Genomic DNA, 19,499 nt, shown 5'->3' with positions numbered 1-19,499 from the left:
ATTTATGAAAAATGATATTCATCGTATTCTTCCATACTCATTCGTTCAATGGTAAATTCCGTTACCAGTTCCCCTTCCCCACTAATGCAGTATTCTGGATGAACCGGTGCTCCCCAGCTGTCATCTCCGCCTACTCCTCTCATTGCTCCAAAAATGTTAATGACTGTATATCGTGGAGCAGAAAGTTCTTCATTATGAGTCGCAACTTCCAGTTCTTCAGCGGTATAGGGGAGAACGGATGCTTCAAACGGCGCTTTAACAGCCCGAAAGCCGATGGAATTTCCCTTTCGGTCAGAAACCTTCAGCCAGCGTACTCCAGTCCTGTTACCGCATTCCTGGGGAACCAGATAAGGCGATACATTTCCTTCCGGAGTATCCTTATAGATTCCAAGTCTGGCACCTTCCTTACGGTCACAGTAATTCTCCTCTGGTCCTCTGCCATACCAGGTAAACTGTTTTGCGGCAGCCGGAGTTATGAGTCTCATACCAAAAGCAGGAAGCTCTGGCAGTCCCTCTTTTCCATGATATACAGCTTTCACATGAATGGCTCCTGTTGAATTCACTTCATAGATAACCTGAGTTTCCGTCTGGGGTACAGTTGGAAGCTGATAGGTATAGGTAACTGTAATGCAACCATCACCCTCTTCTACTTTGCAGTTTTCATTTCTGTAAGCTGGAAATCTGCCTGCACCGAACCACATCGAGCTCTTTACGGAGAATCGGTTACCCTTATCATTATCAGTAGTCGCTCTCCAGTATACAGGCATGAGAGGTCTTCCCACCCACTCTTTTCCATCATAAACAATGGAAACAATACTTCCTTCCTGTCTGGAAAAGAGAATCCGGAATCCTTCCCCTGATACTCCAATATTGACATCTCCATAAACAATGTTTAATGGCTTTTTACTACAAGACTCCTGCTGGCCCTTAATCTCCCGGACACTCTCACCAAACGCAGTTTCAAAACCAGAATCTGCCCATAACGTGTCCTCCTTTAAAACCGCAGACACCTGATGAACGTATTCTCCAACTTCTTTCCATTCTGGGATTTCAACCTTGAAATATGCGCTGTTTAATGGTTCCACATCAGCCTCAAACTGCTTCTGGAAGATCGGTTCCCCATTTCTTAATACAGTATAAATGAATTCACAGTCTGAAGTGTTCTCAAACAGTCTGCGGTTTTCAATTTTCACTCCATTTTCATCGGGAATCAGGCGAAGATCCTGATAAAGGTACTTCACTTCCTGGGCCTTGGGAGATGCCGTGCGGTCTGCGAAAACAATTCCATCGCCGCAAAAGCTGTAATCTGTGGGACGGTCTTCAAAATCACCGCCGTATGTCATATGCTCTTCTCCGTAAGCATCTTTTTTCATCAGAGACTGGTCAATATAGTCCCAGATAAAACCACCCTGATACATCTCATAGCGGTCTTCCAGATCCGTATATTTATTCATACCGCCAAGGGAATTGCCCATGGCATGCATATATTCACACAAAATAAATGGCTTTTTGGGGTCCTCATTCAGATAACGCTCCACCTCATCCGGTTTTGCGTACATCCGGCTTTCCATGTCACTGGTCGGGTCAAACTCCCTGTTCCAGCAGACACCTTCGTAATGAACCAGTCTGTCCGGATCTCGTTCCTTGAAAAATTCTGACATGGCCAGAATATCCTCTCCTGCATAGGATTCATTCCCGCAGGACCAGATCAGGATACTGGGATGGTTTTTATCTCTCTCCAGCATGGATTTTGCCCGGTCTACCACACATTCCTTCCACTCAGGCAGGTTTCCGGGAACATTCCAGGAAGGCTCACAATCTCCCATTTTCTGCCAGGAACCGTGGCTTTCTAAATTCGCCTCATCAATTAAGTAAATTCCGTATTCATCACAGAGCTTGTACCACAGACTCTGGTCCGGATAGTGGCAGGTACGGACAGCATTGATGTTATGCTGTTTCATGAAACGGATATCCCACAGCATATCCTCTTTTGTGATGGCACGGCCTCTTCTGACATTAAACTCGTGGCGGTTGACTCCCCGGAATACAATTCGTTTCCCGTTGAGGCACATAATGTTATTCACCATTTCAAAGCGGCGAAATCCCAGCTTCTGGGGAATTACCTCTTTTAACTGACCCTTCTCATCAAATAAGGAAATCCACAATTCATAAAGATAAGGATCTTCTCCGTTCCATAATCGGGCGACGGGTACACAACCGGTAAGCACAGTATCAGCTTTGGCTGTCTGGGCATCGAAGGACAGAACATCTTTTCCCTCTCTGTCTTTTAAAACAGCACTGACACTTCCTTTGACTTCTCCCATAAGACTTAACTCTGCACGTAAAAGTCCATCCTTGTAATCATCAGAAACATCTGCATGCACAAATAAGTCCCTGACATGGCAGGAAGGAACTGCATATAAATACACATCACGGAATATTCCGGAGAACCGGAAAAAGTCCTGATCCTCAATCCAGCTTGCGCTGCTTCTTTTATAAACCTCCACTGCAAGACGGTTAACTCCGTCACAGACTGCGTGAGTAATCTCAAATTCTGATGGAGTAAAGGAATCTTCAGAGTAACCAATAAAAACTCCATTCAGCCATACGTAAAATGCAGTTTCCACCCCCTGAAACGAGAGAAAGAGACGTTTATCCTTCAATTCAGTTTCTAATTCAAATTCCCGAAGATAGCTTCCTACCGGATTGTTTTCCGGATCCGTAAAGGGAGGTCTTAAATCTGAAATTCCGTCCCACGGATACATGGTATTGATATACTGGCATCTGCCAAATCCCTGTAACTCAATATGTCCAGGCACCATTATAGAATCAAATTTATCTGCATTAAAATCTTTTTCGTAAAATTCCTTTACCCGTTCTTCCGGTTTCTCTGCAAAAGAAAACTGCCAGGTTCCGTTAAGCATCTGGCGCAGTCTCATGTCGCCTTCCTCTGCATCTCGTTTTGTCTCGTAATACTGATGATCGGAATGGGCAGAAATTCTGTTTACAGAAAATACTTGAGGATCATTAAGCCATTCCAGTTTTGCGGTTTTTTCTTCCATTAAAAACCCCTCCTTCTTTTAAGAACATTACACTTATTATAATCGACAACGGTAAAAGAATCCATTGTATTTTTTTGTTTCCGGATGGAAAATAAGGGCGAAGAAGCTGTTATTGATCCACATCTTCTTTGCCCTTAAAATCTCTGTGGTATAAACCGGCTCTGCTAGCGGATGGAGCTTTTTACCTGGGTTTCAATCCGAATGGTTTCTCCTTTTTTAATCCGGTAGGATACTGACGGAATCGCTGCATTGGGATATAGCACGTTGGTGTTCGGATCCGATTCAATGACAAAACCTGCTGCACAAGGACCTTCCCCTGTTACCTGACAGCATTGCTCCTGATTTGATACAAGAGCAGTAGTCCCTGCTGCCTTCTGTTCATATTCACCCGCAAACTTCTTTACGGCAAATCCGCAGTCGTATGCAGTACAGTCGTACTGGCTTTCAATCTCATGAACTCTTAAATGACCGTATTCCTGCGGCACAATGGTGGTAGTTACTGAAATACCGGGAAATGGATGCCAGCTGCTGATTACACGGTCTTCTAAAACTTCGTACTGGTCACTGTATTTTCTCACAAAGACATAGTCATCCCCATCAATTACGAATGCAAGGGAAGAATCCGGTGCATTTTCATGAAGTACAATCTGGCTCCTGGCGACTGAGAAGCCAAAACGGGTGGAGTAAGCAAACTTGGAGTATTTCTCCGGTACGTGGCCATGACCGTATTTTTCACAAACACCTGCTGGATAAGCGATTACATCCGATCCGATCCGCTGCATCAGCATATCCGCCTGTTTTAACAGCTTTTTACTGTCAAGACTGGGCAATGGTTCCGCTTTTGCAGACCAGAACGGATGGCTGTCTGGCAGTCCCAGACACAAAAGCGTCTTCATTCCCCAATAAGGAGACCCAGGCGCATTGTAACGCTCTGCCATAATCAGATTGGGATACGCATATCCAATGGTCAGAACACCGTCCCGGTCAAAGATTTTCTGATCCAGCCACCAGTTTAAATGACGGGATAAAATCCCCTTTACAACGCCTGGGGATATATCATCAAGCCCTGCAAATAAATAGGCAGACCAGAATGCAGCTTCTCCGAACCGATAAGAAAGGCTTCGTCCAAAGGGCAATGCGGCACCATTTTCGTCAAACCAGTAAATAAAATCTCTGGCAAAAATCTTGGCCCGTTCTCTAAATTCGCTGCACCGCTTAGGATCTTCCTCTTCCATAGCTACGGAATATAAAAGCCCGTAATAATGCATGGCAAAAGAAATGTAGTAGTCCTTCTGACTGGAACCGCCATCCCGGTACCAGCCATCACCGATATAATAGCTTTCGATTTTATCAAGACCTGACAGGAGCTTTTCTTTGCTGTATGGATAGCCAAGCTTTTGCAGGGCAATATTTACAAGAATCATAAAAAACTGCCAGTTACAGTCCGGAATGATGTGTTCATTAATTCCGTAAAGCCATTTAGCCAGGTTGTCTTTTTCCCGTTCTTCTAAGGGCTCCCAAAGTTTTTCCGGAGTAAAGATCAGACCGCTTGCAATAGCAGCCATCTCCACAAATCTCTGGTCGTAATCGTTAAAACCGCCCCAGTATTCGCTATGGAGTGGATCGGTACCATTTTTCAAACCATTTACATAAATATCTTCAAAGCCTTTTCCTCCCCCAAGCCACAAGGGCACCAAAGCCCACAGGGGTCTTGAGAAAGCCTCCATCTCCATGCTGACTGCAGGGTAAGTAACACCGCTGTCTCCTAAATGCAGTCTGGCACAGCCGTTGCTGTATAATGGTTTTAATGGATCTAACAGCTGAAACATCAGCTGTCTGTAGTCCTCTTTTGTTTCAAGCTTCATGAACATTCGCCTCTTTTCAATCATTGATTGTTACCAATATGGATTCCAGTCTATGGACAGACGGATCAGCGCCTCTAAATAGAAATAATCTCCCCAGATATTGCATTCATCCACACCTTCCGGAGTGCAGGTATTGTATGGAGATTTCTTGGAATACGTGCTGTGAAGAACCAGTCCGTTAGATTTGGTTCCTTCTTTCACCGCATAACCAGTCACTACTGATTCCATGATCTTTTTCGCAATGGATCGATAGTAAGCCGCTTCCCCTTCTGGCAGATAGTTAGCCATTTCAAGCATTCCGCAGGCTGCAATGGAAGCAGAGGAAGAATCCTTTGGCTCCCCAGATCCATCTGTAAATTCCAAATCCCAGTAAGGTACTAAATCATCAGGGAGATGGTCTAAGAAGTAACCAGTCACATGCTTAAAGTCTTCTACATATTCTTCTCGTTTCGTATAACGGTATGCTAAAGCACAGCCATATACTCCCCACGCCTGACCTCTTGCCCAGGCAGACCCGTCCCGGTATCCCTGGCAGGTTGCACCATGATCCGGCTCACCAGTCTCCATATTCATAAAGAAGGTGTGCCAGGTGGAATAATCTTCTCTGATCACATTGGCAATGGCGGTATGAATGTGCTTTTCAGCAATATCTCTGTACTTTGTATCATTGGTTTCTTCGGATGCCCAGTAAAGAAGAGGCAGATTTAAAAGACAGTCAATGATAAAACGGTAATTCTCCGGCTGGTTCATAGGTCCCCACGCCTGAATAAACTGCCCCACTGGCTGAAACCGGCTGATGAGCTGATCTGCTGCCTTGATTGCCGCTTTCTTTCCCGTCTCATCTCCTACCAGCTTATAAGCTGCCACACAGGAGGGGGAATACAGAAATCCCATATCGTGATGATCCACTTCCACCTTATCTTCAATTCTCTTTAAAAAGCTTTCTGCCTGAATGCTGCCAGCCTTGGCAAAAGCATCATCCCTGCTCCACTCATACGCCAGCCAGAGCTGGCCAGTCCAGAATCCGGTGGTCCAGTTTACATTGGGAGTTGGCTTATAATAGCCGCCTTCACTATATGCTTTTTTAAAAGAGTGGGTAAATTCCCCTAAATTATCCTTCAGCTGTCTGACAGCAAAATCCAAAGCGTTGCGGCACTGGTCTGCCGATAGCTCCGGCCTGTTTTCAAACAATTTCTCCGTCGTTTCCTTCATTTTCCCTTACCTCCTCATAAAACTTCTTCATCACTGCAAATGCAGGCTTTTCTCTCTTTCTGTCCGCAGTCACCAGACCCTTTATGTTGTATCCGTTCTGATATGCGCCAAGCCGCTTGGGCGTCCGGTAATCATACAGGATCCAGGGTGCTGTGCCCTGAATGTATTCTGTTTTACCAAACATCTCTACCTGCTTTTTATAGATTTCTTCCTGTTCCTGTTCAGAGCCACGGACATACTTACCGGTTTTATTTTCAGCATGGTAGCCATCTGCACCAAACTCACTGATAATTACTGGTTTTTCCGGCTTAGAACCATTTAGAATTTCTGTCAGTTTCTCATAATCCGGATCATACCAGCCGTAGTACTCATTAAAACCGATGACATCCAGATGGCTCTCCAGCCGGTCAGCAATTCTTAAATTTACGGTATCTACCAGACACGCAGCTGAAATCAGACGGGAAGGGTCCTTTTCTTTCGCTGTCTCTGCCAGATACTTCATAAAGTGATACCTGTCGTCTGTATCCGGGTTTTCATTTCCAACTGACCAGATGATAACACTGGCGCGGTTAAAATCCCGGGAGATTAATTCTGATAGCTGGTTTCTTGCATCACTGAGGGTCTGGGGGTTTGAAAAGTCGATCCACCAGTAAACCGGGATCTCCTCCCAAAGTAAAATTCCTTCCTCGTCTGCAATCTCTGAAACCCACTGGGTATGGGGGTAATGGGCGAGGCGCAGGAAATTACAATTCATTTTTTTCGCTCTCTGAAATGCTTCCCGGATATCCTCCTTTGTTACCGCTTTCCCATGTACCTGGGTTTCCTCATGAAGACAGGCTCCCCGTAAGAATATGGGTCTGCCATTTAACAGTATCTTTCCGTCTCTTGTCTCTATGGTACGAAAGCCGATGACATCCGTCACCTCATCCTTTGCCTCTCCCTTTTCCTTCAAAGCCAGAATCACCTCATAGCGTTTGGGATTCTCAGGACTCCAAAGGGATAAATTCTGTGCATGGACGATCTTTGTAAAGGTACCGTCTCCACTTACAGGAACGGTTTCTTCTATGTTAAGTTCCGGAATTAAAAAAGTCAACGTATGATCTGTCAGTTTCTTCTCACTCTCAATAAGAGCCTTAACTTCAATCGCTCCGGTTTCCCTGTTAACAAGACTTACTTTCATATTCTTAATGTAGACATTGGGTACAAAAAGAAGGGAAACATCCCGGTAAATACCGCCATATAAGAACCAGTCCGTATTTTCACTGGGGATCTGCTCTTTTCTTCTCGTATTATCCGCTACCACAATTAATCTGTTTTCCGCCTTTAAATGAGGCGTAATTTCTAAGGAAAAGGGTGTGGAACCTCCTTTATGGATTCCAAGAAATGTTCCATTTAAGAAGATTCTGGCTTCATAGGAAACGGCACCAAACTGTAAGAACACACGCCCTTTGTTTTCTTCCTCCAAAGAAAACCGGCGGCTGTATACCGCCGGTCCTTCGTAATAAAAATATTCCGGTTTTGCAAGATTCCATACTCCCGGTACTTTGATTTTTTCCCAGTCGTCAAAGGCGTAATCAAGAGGGATGCTGCGCCCTTCATCATTTATTTCCTGTTCTAAAAACCACTTTGCTCTTAAACAGTTATCGTACTGGTCCACAGAAAAGTTCCATTCCCCGTTTAAAGTCTGGGTTCTTCTTCCTCCTCCTGGGAAAATCAAGGTTTCCTCTTGTATAACGGGGATTCTATAGTTCCTTTTATAATCCCCGTTATGGATATTGTCCACGAAATTTTTTATTATTTCCATTGTTTAACCTTTCACGCCGGTAGCTGCAATTCCTTCTACGAAATATTTCTGGAGGGATAAAAATACAATTAATACGGGAATTAAGGAAAGCACTGATGCTGCCATAATCAGACCAAATTCTGAGCTGTACTGGCTGATAAACATTTTAAGTCCTAACTGAAGTGTTTTCTTGGATTCCGTCTTTAAATAAATTAACGGTCCTAAGAAGTCATTCCAGGTATTAACAAAAGTAAAGATTGTAAGCGTAGACAGCGCCGGTTTTGACAACGGAAGCATGATTTTAGAGTAAATCTGATACTCTGACATACCATCAATTCTTGCCGCCTCACACAGTTCATCGGGAATTCCCTGATAGAACTGTCTCATCATAAATACTCCGAAGGCGGAAAACGCCTGAAGGAAAATAATCGCCAGATGGGAATCATTCAGTCCGAAATTTCTCATCATCATGAACTGGGGAACCATGTAAACCTGCCACGGAACAGCGATGGTGGCAATATAGGCCATAAAAAGGGTATCTTTGTATTTAAATTTCAGCTTTGCAAATGCATAGGCAGCAAAGCTGCTGGTTAAAAGCTGGAGAAATGTTACGATCAATGTAATCTTTACGGTATTTCCCACAAAGGTCATAAGTGGGATTTTTGTCCAGATATCAACATAATTCATCCAACGGGGATTTTTTGGAATCCACTGAATGGGAAAGATAAATACGTCTTTATCAAGTTTTAATGATGCTGACAGCATCCATGCAAAGGGAATCAGCATAACCGCTGTAAGAATGAGCAAAACCACATACAGGAGGGATCTGCTGATTTTATAATTTGTGCTTTTTACTTTCATGTTATATCCTCCTTCTTCTAGTTTGCATATTTTTTCTCACCGCGGAACTGAACCAGGGTGATAGCAAGAACCATTAAGAACAGCACAATTGCAACTGCACTGGAATAGCCCAGATTCCAGTTACGGAATGCTTCTTCATAAATGTGGTAAACCAAAACCATAGCCTGAGAACTTACAACACCGTTGGAACCGCCTGCAAGCATATATACAATATCGTAAACCTTAAAGCAGTTAATGGTCAGAATGATTGTAACAAAGAATGTAGTGGGCTGAAGCTGGGGCCAGGTGATATAACGGAACCGCTGCCAGGAATTACAGCCGTCAAGACCTGCAGCCTCATAGAGCTCTGCATTGATCCCCTGAAGTCCTGCAAGATAAATTACCATGTAGTAACCCATGTTCTTCCATACACTAAAGAGCACGATTGTAAACATAACCCAGTGAGGATCTGCCGACCATTTAGGCAGGCTTTTTGCATGAACTCCCAGATAATATAAAATCATATTGACCGGTCCGCTTTTCTGGGGACTGAAAAGCATGTTCCACACGGCTGCAACTGCAACCAGAGAGGCTACGTAAGGAAAGAATCCTACTGTACGGAAGAAATTTCTTCCCTTTATTTTCTGGTTTAAAACAATTGCCAGTCCCAGTGCACTGACTAAGGTCAAAGGTACGGTGGCGATACAGTATACAATGGTATTGATAAAGGCAGAATGAAACCTTGCATTGCCAAACATGTCAATAAAGTTTTTAAGTCCTGCAAATTTCATGGGACTGTTGCCATCCCAGCTCATAAATGCCAGCACAAACGCAAAGATAATGGGTCCCAGCGTAAATATGGCAAATCCGATAAAGTTGGGAGCGATAAAAGAATAAGCGACTAAATTTCTTTTTTCCTGTCTGGTAAGGATCTCTCCGGTCCTCACCTTCTTAATTTTCTCATCTATTGTTTCGATTTTCGCAATCAGCCTGTCGCGCTGATGAGTACGTTTTGCGTCTTTTAACAAAAGACTGAGTGCATCCCGTTTCTCATGTAAAGCCGCGATTTTTTCCTGTTTTTGCGCTTCTGTTATTGTCTTAGCCATAGTCTGTCTTAAAGCCCGGTAAAACGGCTTATCCTCCTTTTCCAGTTCTTATCCGTCAAAATCAAATCAGAAGTTTTTAAATAAGGCGGGCCGTTATATGCTGCCCGCCTGTTTTTGTTACCACGCTGCTTTATTTGCCAAGAATTGCACCGATTTTTTCATTCATCTGAGCAATGCCGTCATCAACTGACATACTTCCTGTCATGATTGCATCATGTGCTTCATTTAATACAGTTTCGATCTCAGAGCTCTTTGGATTTACAGGCATCTCTAAGTACAGCTTGGAAGTGTTTAAAGCTTCAACACTGGTTCCGTCTGCTTTTGGGAATCCGTCTGCACTGGAAACAAGATCAGCAACTGTGCTGTTCATAACAGCTGGAATGGTTCCGGTAGAAGCAAGAATCTCTGCTCCGTCTTTTCCGCTTACAAAGTTAATGAATTCCCATGCAAGATCTTTATGAGGTGCATTGGAAGGAATTGCAAGAGAAGTAATGGTAGCAAGAGTCGATCCTGGCTCTACTCCTTCTGCATGAGGATATTTCACGATTCCCCAGTTTTTGCAGTCTGTATATTCACCTGTACGGATCTTATCCATTAAAGTGGAGATAAACCAGGTACCCATGTTCATCATTGCAATGTTGCCCTGTGCAAATGCGCCTGAGTAATGAAGTCCGCTGGTCTTTAACGTGGCATAATCCTGGCAAACGCCGTCTTCCTGCTCTTTAATTACCATATCATAGTAAGGCTTTAAGAAATCATATTTTCCATCGATGATGGTGTTCTTTCCGTCAAGTACACCAAATAACTGTACTGCAGATCTCCATGTATGATAATGTGCTCCGTATACTTCCTGTCCTGGTGTGTCTACTGTTAAGCTTCTTGCCAGCTTATCATACTGTTCAAATGTCATATCATTGGTTGGGTAAGCAACACCTGCTTTATCAAAGATGTCCTTATTATAGAACAGTACCCAGAAATCGTTACGGAATGGAAGCTCATATAATTTATTTTCTACCTTAATCTGATCGGTAAGGCCTTTATACTGAGTTAAATCCACTTTGGAAGATTCGATGTAGCTGTCCAGAGGCTCTAAAACGCCTTTGTTTACCAGTGTCATGTAACCTGGAACATCCTTTACAGTTACCACATCAAAATCAGAACCGCTGCCAGTTAATTCTGTTGCAAGAACTGTCTGATAATCGGTAGAACCAAGATCCACCATCTCGATTTTAACATCCGGATGTGCTTTTTCAAACGCGTCGATCAGAGGCTGATAATAGGTAGTGGAACTGATATCCCAAACAGACCATTTCAGTGTTGTCTGTCCGCCTGCTGATGCAGTGGTCTCTGCTGCCTTTGTCTCTGCTTTGCTTGCTTCTGTTGTTGCAGCTGTGGTTTCTTTGGTACTGCTGCCGCAGCCTGCAAGTGCAGTGACTGCCATGGTACAGGCAAGTGCAAGGCTAAGTGCTCTTTTTTTCATTGTATACCCTCCTGATTTGAAATTGTTTTCAGTAAACCAATGTGATTTACTATGGAACTATTATAACCTGCTTCCGTCGGATTTAAGAATGGAAATTATCTAAGAAAATATTCACTATTTATTCACAAATTAATTCTGTATTACTAAAACATGTATTTTTTTATGATAAACAGTAAAATTTATCTTTTGTATACATATTGACCTGTTTTTATAAAAATAACACGGCTCTTTTCATTGACATTTTACAGGAAATAAGCTAACTTAAAAAATGACAGCGTTGGGATTAATACATCTATTATAGAAAGGACTTGTCTGATATCATGTGGAAAACACTGATTCCAAAAACTATTCGAGGCAAAATCATGATTTTGACGGCAGCCGTTACGCTGCTTATCACAGTCCTTACAACCACAGTCTGTTTCTCAGTCTTTCAGTTATTTCTCAGAAGAAATCAGGTTCAGTCTGCAGAATTCAGTCTGCAGGTTGTGAGCAATAACATAGCAACAGACATGAAGGATATCATTTATTTCAGTAAATGGTGCTGCTCCAATGGAGTCATACAGGACTATCTGGAAGCATTTAAAGATGTAAACAAGCTTCCAACAGCTTCCAATGATTCCAGCAATTTACGGCCAATGGCTCTTTCCACCCATAACCGACTGAAAGAAGAATATTATAAAACCCGTTCCTACAAATATATTCGTGCAATCGTTTCTACAAACAATGAAAATAACTTTCTCCATATGACATCTTCCGTCAGCACCTCTTCTCCTTATGCTGCCAAACTAATAAGGAAGAGCGATTTTTTTGAACCCTTGTATCATGCTGACGATTTTTTATGGATCGGGCTGATTCATGATCCATTATCTTCGATCACTCAGGGAGAATTCATTCCTATTGTACGTCCCGTTTATGACAAATTTAATTCGGAAATCATCGGATGGACTTATGTCGAAATTTCTACCAGACTGTTTACGGACTATCTGGCTACCTATCCCCTTCCGGATGACAGTCTTTTTTTCATTAATATGGGAGATAAGACCTATCGTTTTCAGTCCAATACCCTGGTAGAAACAAAAAAGCCTTATGAGATTTCGGAAGATTCAGCCAGAAAGGAATCTTTCTTGGCAGGCACCCAGGTTCATACCGTAACCATGAGTGGCGGAGAAAAACGAATTCTTATTGAACGTCCCATAGACGGTGTCAACGATTGGAGTATATCTCAGATTTTGTCAGAACAGCAGTTTAAACAGCAAAAGAATTTATATACACTGCTGATTATCGGCATCTGCTTTTTTATTGTTTCTATGGGCATCCTCCTTGCATTCTTTTTAAACCGCTTTATTATGGAGCCAATCCATAAGCTGAGTAATAAGATAGACAGTATTTCAACCGGAGATTTTTCCAGAGACAATACCATTGAATGGAATCATGAGCTGGGTCAGATCGGCAGAGGAATTAATAATATGTCCGGCAATATTATCACGCTGATGGAAAAACGTGTATCCGATGAAAAACAGAAAAAGGATCTGGAATATCAGATTCTTCAAAGCCAGATCAATCCTCACTTTCTCTATAACACGCTGAATTCCATCAAGTGGATGGCGACCATTCAGAATGCGGGAGGCATCGCAGACATGACAACTGCCCTGGCCCGGCTTTTAAAGAACGTATCCAAAGGAACTGCTTCCATGATTCCGCTGAGAGAAGAGCTGGATCTTATCAAGGACTATTTTTTAATACAGCAGTACCGTTACGGCGGCAGTGTGACCATTGAATATCAGATTCAGTCTGATGAACTTTACAACTGCCAGATTCACAGGTTCTCTCTTCAGCCCATTATTGAAAATGCTCTCTTTCATGGAATCGAGCCAAAAGGAGCGGCAGGCAGGATCATTGTTTCAGCCGAAGCGGAAGAAATCGCTGGGGAAAAAGGACTGATGATCCGTGTGACAGATAACGGAGTCGGGATGTCGGAGGATATGATCGAGAAAGTACTTCGGGAAGATACCGATTCTCACAACAAAACCGAATTCTTCCGGCACGTAGGCATTAGTAATGTAAACAAGCGGATTCAGTATGATTTCGGTTCAGAATATGGAATTACAATTACCAGCCGGCAAGGTGAATTTACTACCATGACCATTCGGCTTCCTTACGTACTGTTTACAGAAAAACAATTGGCAGAAAGGTAATAAATATGACAAAATTATTGATCGTGGATGACGAACCACTGGTTCAGATCGGAATAAAGTCCATGTTAAACTGGACAGACTACGGGATTGAAATCTGCGGCACTGCAGTAAATGGTCAGAATGCACTGGACTTAATTGAGGAATATTCGCCGGAAATCGTCATTACGGATATTCGCATGCCTATCATGAATGGTCTGGATCTTGCAAAGGCGTGCCGGGAAAAATACGGGAAAATCCCTCTGTTTATATTTCTCACAAGTTATGAAGAATTTCAGCTGATTAAAGAAGCAATGTCATATGAAGCAGTGGATTATTTAATCAAGTTGGAGTTAAATGCCCAGTCCTTACTGGAATCCGTTCAAAAAGCTCTCTCCCGTTTAGAAAGTCTTCGGGTTTCCATCGAGTATAAGGAATCAGGCCGTCCTCTGCTTCAAAGCTATTATGAAAAATTTTTCATGCGGCTTTTACACAATTTATTTGATAGTGAGGAACAGTTTGACTTACAGTCAAAGGATTTAAAGCTGAGTTTTACAGAGCACTGCTACTTTGCGGCATTTTGCGAAATACAGGAAAACAACCACGCCCATATGGAATACAGTAAGTTAATGAATCTGTATAGCAGTACCCTGCAGATGTACCGGGAAATTATAACCAGATATCTTCCCACCTATGTGGTGTCTCTGGATATGAAGCATTTTGCAGTTGTGTTTCACCTGGAATCCTTAGACGGATATGAGGAAGATACCATTAAAAATGCCTTTCTCAATGCTTCGGAAATGGTGAACAATTATTTTAATGTAACTGTGTTAACCGGGGTGGGTTCTCCTTTCTCCCAGCCATTAAAAATCAGTGAATCCTACCAGGAAGCACGTCAGGCCTTTGGACGGATGAACCGGTCCCAGTCCATCGCATTTTTTAATAGCAGCGATACGGATTCCATCCGGAATGCATTTAATATTTCAGTCTTTAAAGGGGAAATTACAAAGGCATTTAATGAATTTGATACGGATGTACTCTCCCGCACCTTAACAGAAATCATAGAACTGTTTGAAGCCCATCCGCTGCGTTTTTCCCAGGCGGCAGACGGTGCCTGCAACATTCTTTATCTGGCCTTGTCTCTTCTGCCCGATGGAGAGGCAAATATGGCGGAGATTTTCTCTTCTTATAGTGATGGTTACCGCTCGATTTACCGGTTTAGCAATGTGGAACAGATTGTTGAGTGGATGACCGTACTACGGGATGGCTTATGCGAGATTTTAAAGTCCAAACGAAAGACCTATAAGGCTCATGTCATTACGAACGTACAAAAGTATATTCACAATCACGTTGCCGAAAAACTCACTTTAAATGAGGTTGCCGGAGTTTTCGGACTAAGCCCTAATTATTTAAGCATTTTGTTTAAAAAGAACTGCCATCTGGGATTTTCGGAATACATCGCCCAGGCTAAGATCAATAAAGCAAAGACTCTTCTCTTGGAACAGGATATGAAGATTTATGAGGTAGCCGACCAGCTGGGCTTTGAAAGCGCTTTTTATTTCAGCAAGGTATTTAAAAAAGTCACCGGATACTCTCCCAGGGACTTTATTCAGCAAAATACTATGGATCCGGAAGAAGAATAAGGAGAATACATCATGATTACAGAAATTTTTCAGCATTTAACGAAACCCATTACCAGCTTTAATCCGTTATTTCCTGCCTCCAACCGGGATTCCTGGGAAGGTCTGCCGGAAGAATTACGATCACGTCTCATTCAGGATGGGGAGCAATATCTTGGTTTTTCTTATCCTTCCCTTCCTGCAACTGAATTTATGGAATTCTCCAGAACAGGAAACCGGAGTCATTTTCAGGATAAAATGTTTTTAAGGAGGACGGTATTAAATTCTCTGGTTCTTGCCGAATGTGCAGAATATAAAGGACGATTTCTGGACGATATCATCAATGGCCTTTATTTAATCTGCGAAGAAAATGCGTGGCAGCTCCCTGCCCATAACTCTTATATCCGGGATACACCCCAATTCATCCTTCCTGACGTAACCCGGCCTGTTATCGATTTATTCGCTGCTGAAACCGGAGCGGTTCTGTCTATCGCAGAGTATCTTCTGAGGCAGGAGCTTTTTTTAGTAAGTCCCTTCCTGTCGGCAATGATCAATAAAAATCTGGAAGAACGGATCTTTCAGCCTTATCTGAATGAACATTTCTGGTGGATGGGGGATGGCAAAAGTCCCATGAATAACTGGACAGTCTGGTGTACACAGAATGTACTTCTCTCTGCATTTACAAGAGATCTTGATGAGGTGAGAAAACAGCAGATTCTTGAGAAAGCATGCCAAAGCATCGATTACTTTCTTGATGAATACGGAGAAGACGGGTGCTGTGACGAGGGAGCACAGTATTATCGTCATGCAGGATTATGTCTGTTTAATTGTCTGGAGGTATTGAACGGCATCACAGATCATTCCTTTCAAACCATATACTCAAATAAAAAGGTTAAGAACATTGCAGCATATATTCTAAACGTTCATATTGACGGGATCTATTATGTTAATTTTGCAGACTGCTCTCCTGTTGCCGGACGCTGCGGCGCCAGAGAATTCTTATTTGGCAAACGGACAGGGAACCAGGAACTGATGGCATTTGCTGCTTCTGATTATCAAAACGGGGAAGATCCACTGGATGTCAGTGAGCACAATTTATTTTACCGGCTCCAGACCGTTTTCACATATGGGGAAATGCTTACCTTTGACAAAGCTCCTTCTATTAAACATAAGGATTACTGGTATGAAAGTGTTGGAATCTTCATTGCAAGGGATGACCATCGGTACTTAGCCGTCAAAGCAGGTGATAACAATGACAGCCACAATCACAACGATACCGGCAGCTTTACCATTTATAAAGATGGCAAGCCGCTTGTGATCGATATAGGGGTGGAAACCTATACTAAAAAGACATTTTCTCCGGAAAGGTATGATATATGGACCATGCAGTCCCGTTATCACAACCTCCCCTCTTTCCTGGATGGAGATATGGAAATTATACAGAAAGACGGAGCTTCTTTTGCTGCAAAAAATGTCTCTTATGAGCTTGGTTCTACCGTGTGCAGCATTACAATGGACATTGCTGGCGCATACCCGGACAAACGGATTCATTCTTATGTGCGAAATGCTGTCATGAAAAAGGGCGAACAGATTGTTATAACGGATCATTACGAAGGGGAGGGATTACAGCCGGTATTATCCCTTATGTTTTATGAGGAACCAACATTAGATGGGAACCAGATAAAAATCGGAGATCTTGGAACAGTAACCGTAACCGGCAGCTCTCATATGAGAAAGGAATGCCTTCCCATAACAGATGACCGGCTAAAGACAACCTGGAAGCATGATATATACCGGGTTCTGGTGTCAATGGATTTAAACGATTTAGTATTAACCATAGAATAGATATAGATTCTGGAGAGAATAGGGCAGAAATCCATACAAAAGGATTTCTGCCCTGATTTTCTGATTATCAGCCAAACAGATTAAAGGTAAGGAAAATAGTAGCGGTCAGAGAAGCCACCAGGGATACAACCGTTATCTGAGTATTAATTGACGGACCTGCTGTATCTTTAAATGGATCTCCTACTGTATCTCCCACTACACCTGCCTTATGAGCCGGCGAATTTTTGCCTCCATTATTACCTGCCTCAATATATTTCTTTGTATTATCCCACAGTCCCCCTGAATTGGACATGAATAATGCAAATAATAATCCGCTGACAATATTTCCAGTAATGAAACCGCCAATGGACTGTACGCCTCCGATAAATCCAACTAACAAAGTGGCGATAATGGTCATAAGTCCGGCTGGAACCAGCTCCTTAATTGCGCCGTCAGTGGCAATTTCGATACACTTGTCGTATTCCGGAACAACGCCTTCTTTTCCCTCTTTTAATCCGGCAATCTCTCTGAACTGACGATGAATTTCAGAAACCATACGCTGTGCATTCCGGTCAACACCAAGCATCAGCATGGCTGAAAACAATGCAGGAATTGCCGCACCGATTAACAGTCCAAAAAAGACATTGGGATTAATCACATCAAAGCCTGTGATCTTATCCATAATTGCTCCTGCTGAAGCAGCATTAAGCTCATCAATCGCACCGTTCACTTCACTCATAAATGCTCCCAGCAAAGCAATTACTGTAAGTCCGGCAGCTCCGATGGCAAACCCTTTTGTCACTGCCTTTACTGTATTTCCTGCGCTGTCCAGGGAATCGGTTATCTCAAGCGCCTTGTCGCCAAGATCGCCCATCTCCACCAGACCTCTTGCATTGTCAACGATTGGACCATACGCATCGTTTGATATAATCATACCTACAATTGATAGCATTCCAACTGCAGCCATGGATATTCCAAACATGGCATATTCCACACTTCCTCCGCCCATTGGATAGCAGAGTTTGTAGGCAGCAAGTGCTGACACGCCAATTCCGATCATAGACGGAAGGGTACTCATTAAACCATAGCTGATTCCAGATAAGATAGTAAATGCAGGTCCGGACTCACAGGCCTTTGCCACTGCACGAACCGGAGGTCTTTTGTCGTCCGTAAAGTAATCACTGGCAAGCCCAATCACAACACCTACCAAAAGACCAATCACGCTGGCTCCCCAAATCCGCCAGGAAAAGCCGAAAGCCCAGGTTGCTGCACCAGTCAGCACACCGTATAGTCCCGTTGTTACGTATGTATTTGTATTTAATGCCAAAGTGGGATCACCGCCCTCTTTCATCCTTGCGGTCATTACACCCACCATGGAAGCCAGAAGACCAACTGCTGCATAGCAGAAAACCATGGCTGCATTGTTGGCAGTCTGACCGGCTGCCTTACAAACACCATCCAGGGAAACTGCCATAACCAGCGCAGCCGCCATAGAAGCCACATTGGAATCAAATAAATCCGCTCCCATTCCAGCCACATCTCCTACGTTATCGCCTACGTTATCAGCAATAACTGCTGGATTTCTGGGATCATCCTCAGGAATTCCAAGTTCAACCTTACCAACCAGATCCGCACTGATATCTGCTGTCTTTGTAAAGATACCGCCACCTGCTTTTGCAAAAAGGGCCATGGAGCTTGCTCCGAAGCTGAATCCCAGAAGTGCTGTGGTATTATTTGTCACCAGTAAAACCAGAGTCACGCCCAGAAGACTGGATCCCACTACTGCCATTCCCATAACCGCTCCGCCTCGAAATCCAGACATGAATGACTGTTTAATCCCCTTTGTGGAAGCCTCAGCTGCCTTCACATTGGCGATTGTTGCAATACTGATACCAATCTTACCCGCAATTGCGGAAAAAACTGTGCCGAACAAATACGAAGCTGCCATAATGATGTTGCCAATAATATTGCCCTTCCATATGGGTGATGGTAGGAATATTAAAATAACAACTGCTGCTACAAGACAAAAGCGTGATAAAGTCTTGTATTCTTTTGTGAGAAATGTGTTTGCGCCATTGCGAATCAATTTACTTATTTCTGCTATCCTTTGATTGGAGGAAGGCTGTGCTTCAACCCATCGGTAAAGCCAGAATGCTACGCCAAAAGCAAGCATTGAAATAATAATAGATAAGATCTGAAAAAACTGTAAATTAAGTACCAAAGAGCTCATCTCCCTTTCATTTATTAAGCAAAATTCGCTTTGCTTCCAATACTAGCATTATAGTGCAATAAGTTCAAGCATTAAATAAATGCTATCTTATAACTGAATATAATGCACATGTATAATAGGCCTTTAAACCAGTTTAGAACTATTTATTTGTATATTTTGTATATTCTGTTGTATTTTTGTTATTAAATACTACTTATAACCTTATAGTTTATGACAATAATTAGATATAACCAATCGTTTGAATTATATAAGTTATCTGCAATATTAACGAATAATTAACAGGTAAAAATCCAAGTACGCATTGACA

At 42.8% G+C, this 19,499-nt stretch carries 11 protein-coding genes; 3 read left to right on the top strand and 8 right to left on the bottom strand.

What is annotated here, in order from left to right:
- Nucleotides 1-2 precede the first annotated feature (2 nt).
- The 7 genes from lacZ to ACOAOT_RS07720 form a co-directional block, all read right to left on the bottom strand.
- On the bottom strand, nucleotides 3-3,062 hold the full coding sequence (lacZ, locus tag ACOAOT_RS07750; RefSeq protein ID WP_420216456.1) for a beta-galactosidase, LacZ type: 3,060 nt from the start codon (nucleotides 3,060-3,062) through the stop codon (nucleotides 3-5).
- 164 nt (nucleotides 3,063-3,226) lie between these two features.
- Nucleotides 3,227-4,927 carry a DUF2264 domain-containing protein gene (locus ACOAOT_RS07745; protein WP_420216455.1) on the bottom strand — a complete coding sequence of 567 codons (1,701 nt, stop codon included), beginning with the start codon at nucleotides 4,925-4,927 and terminating at the stop codon, nucleotides 3,227-3,229.
- 30 nt (nucleotides 4,928-4,957) lie between these two features.
- Nucleotides 4,958-6,139, bottom strand: a complete 1,182-nt coding sequence (locus ACOAOT_RS07740; RefSeq protein WP_420216454.1) for a glycoside hydrolase family 88 protein — start codon at nucleotides 6,137-6,139, stop codon at nucleotides 4,958-4,960.
- Complete coding sequence (locus ACOAOT_RS07735; RefSeq protein WP_420216453.1) at nucleotides 6,111-7,856, bottom strand: glycoside hydrolase family 2 protein; 1,746 nt, start codon at nucleotides 7,854-7,856, stop codon at nucleotides 6,111-6,113. The genes ACOAOT_RS07740 and ACOAOT_RS07735 overlap by 29 nt, the downstream gene beginning before the upstream one ends.
- 90 nt (nucleotides 7,857-7,946) lie before the next feature.
- On the bottom strand, nucleotides 7,947-8,783 hold the full coding sequence (locus ACOAOT_RS07730) for a carbohydrate ABC transporter permease (protein WP_420216452.1): 837 nt from the start codon (nucleotides 8,781-8,783) through the stop codon (nucleotides 7,947-7,949).
- Between the two features lie 17 nt (nucleotides 8,784-8,800).
- Nucleotides 8,801-9,868 (bottom strand): carbohydrate ABC transporter permease, encoded by a 1,068-nt coding sequence (locus ACOAOT_RS07725; RefSeq protein WP_420216451.1) that lies wholly within the window; start codon nucleotides 9,866-9,868, stop codon nucleotides 8,801-8,803.
- Between the two features lie 130 nt (nucleotides 9,869-9,998).
- Complete coding sequence (locus tag ACOAOT_RS07720) at nucleotides 9,999-11,348, bottom strand: ABC transporter substrate-binding protein (protein ID WP_420216450.1); 1,350 nt, start codon at nucleotides 11,346-11,348, stop codon at nucleotides 9,999-10,001.
- Nucleotides 11,349-11,710: 362 nt separating this feature from the next.
- Between ACOAOT_RS07720 and ACOAOT_RS07715 the strand changes: the two genes are divergently transcribed.
- Genes ACOAOT_RS07715 through ACOAOT_RS07705 form a run of 3 tightly spaced genes read left to right on the top strand, consistent with a single transcriptional unit; the run spans nucleotide 11,711 to nucleotide 16,983 of the window.
- Nucleotides 11,711-13,543, top strand: a complete 1,833-nt coding sequence (locus ACOAOT_RS07715; protein WP_420216449.1) for a sensor histidine kinase — start codon at nucleotides 11,711-11,713, stop codon at nucleotides 13,541-13,543.
- 5 nt (nucleotides 13,544-13,548) lie between these two features.
- Complete coding sequence (locus ACOAOT_RS07710; RefSeq protein WP_420216448.1) at nucleotides 13,549-15,162, top strand: response regulator; 1,614 nt, start codon at nucleotides 13,549-13,551, stop codon at nucleotides 15,160-15,162.
- Nucleotides 15,163-15,174: 12 nt separating this feature from the next.
- Nucleotides 15,175-16,983 (top strand): heparinase II/III domain-containing protein, encoded by a 1,809-nt coding sequence (locus tag ACOAOT_RS07705; RefSeq protein WP_420216447.1) that lies wholly within the window; start codon nucleotides 15,175-15,177, stop codon nucleotides 16,981-16,983.
- 67 nt (nucleotides 16,984-17,050) lie between these two features.
- Here ACOAOT_RS07705 and ACOAOT_RS07700 read toward each other — a convergent pair whose 3' ends face one another.
- Complete coding sequence (locus tag ACOAOT_RS07700; RefSeq protein WP_420216446.1) at nucleotides 17,051-19,183, bottom strand: sodium-translocating pyrophosphatase; 2,133 nt, start codon at nucleotides 19,181-19,183, stop codon at nucleotides 17,051-17,053.
- Nucleotides 19,184-19,499 lie beyond the last annotated feature (316 nt).

This window comes from Lacrimispora struthionigena (genome assembly GCF_048627165.1).
Taxonomy (GTDB): Bacteria; Bacillota; Clostridia; order Lachnospirales; family Lachnospiraceae; genus Lacrimispora.
This window is presented reverse-complemented; position numbering and strand designations above follow the sequence as displayed.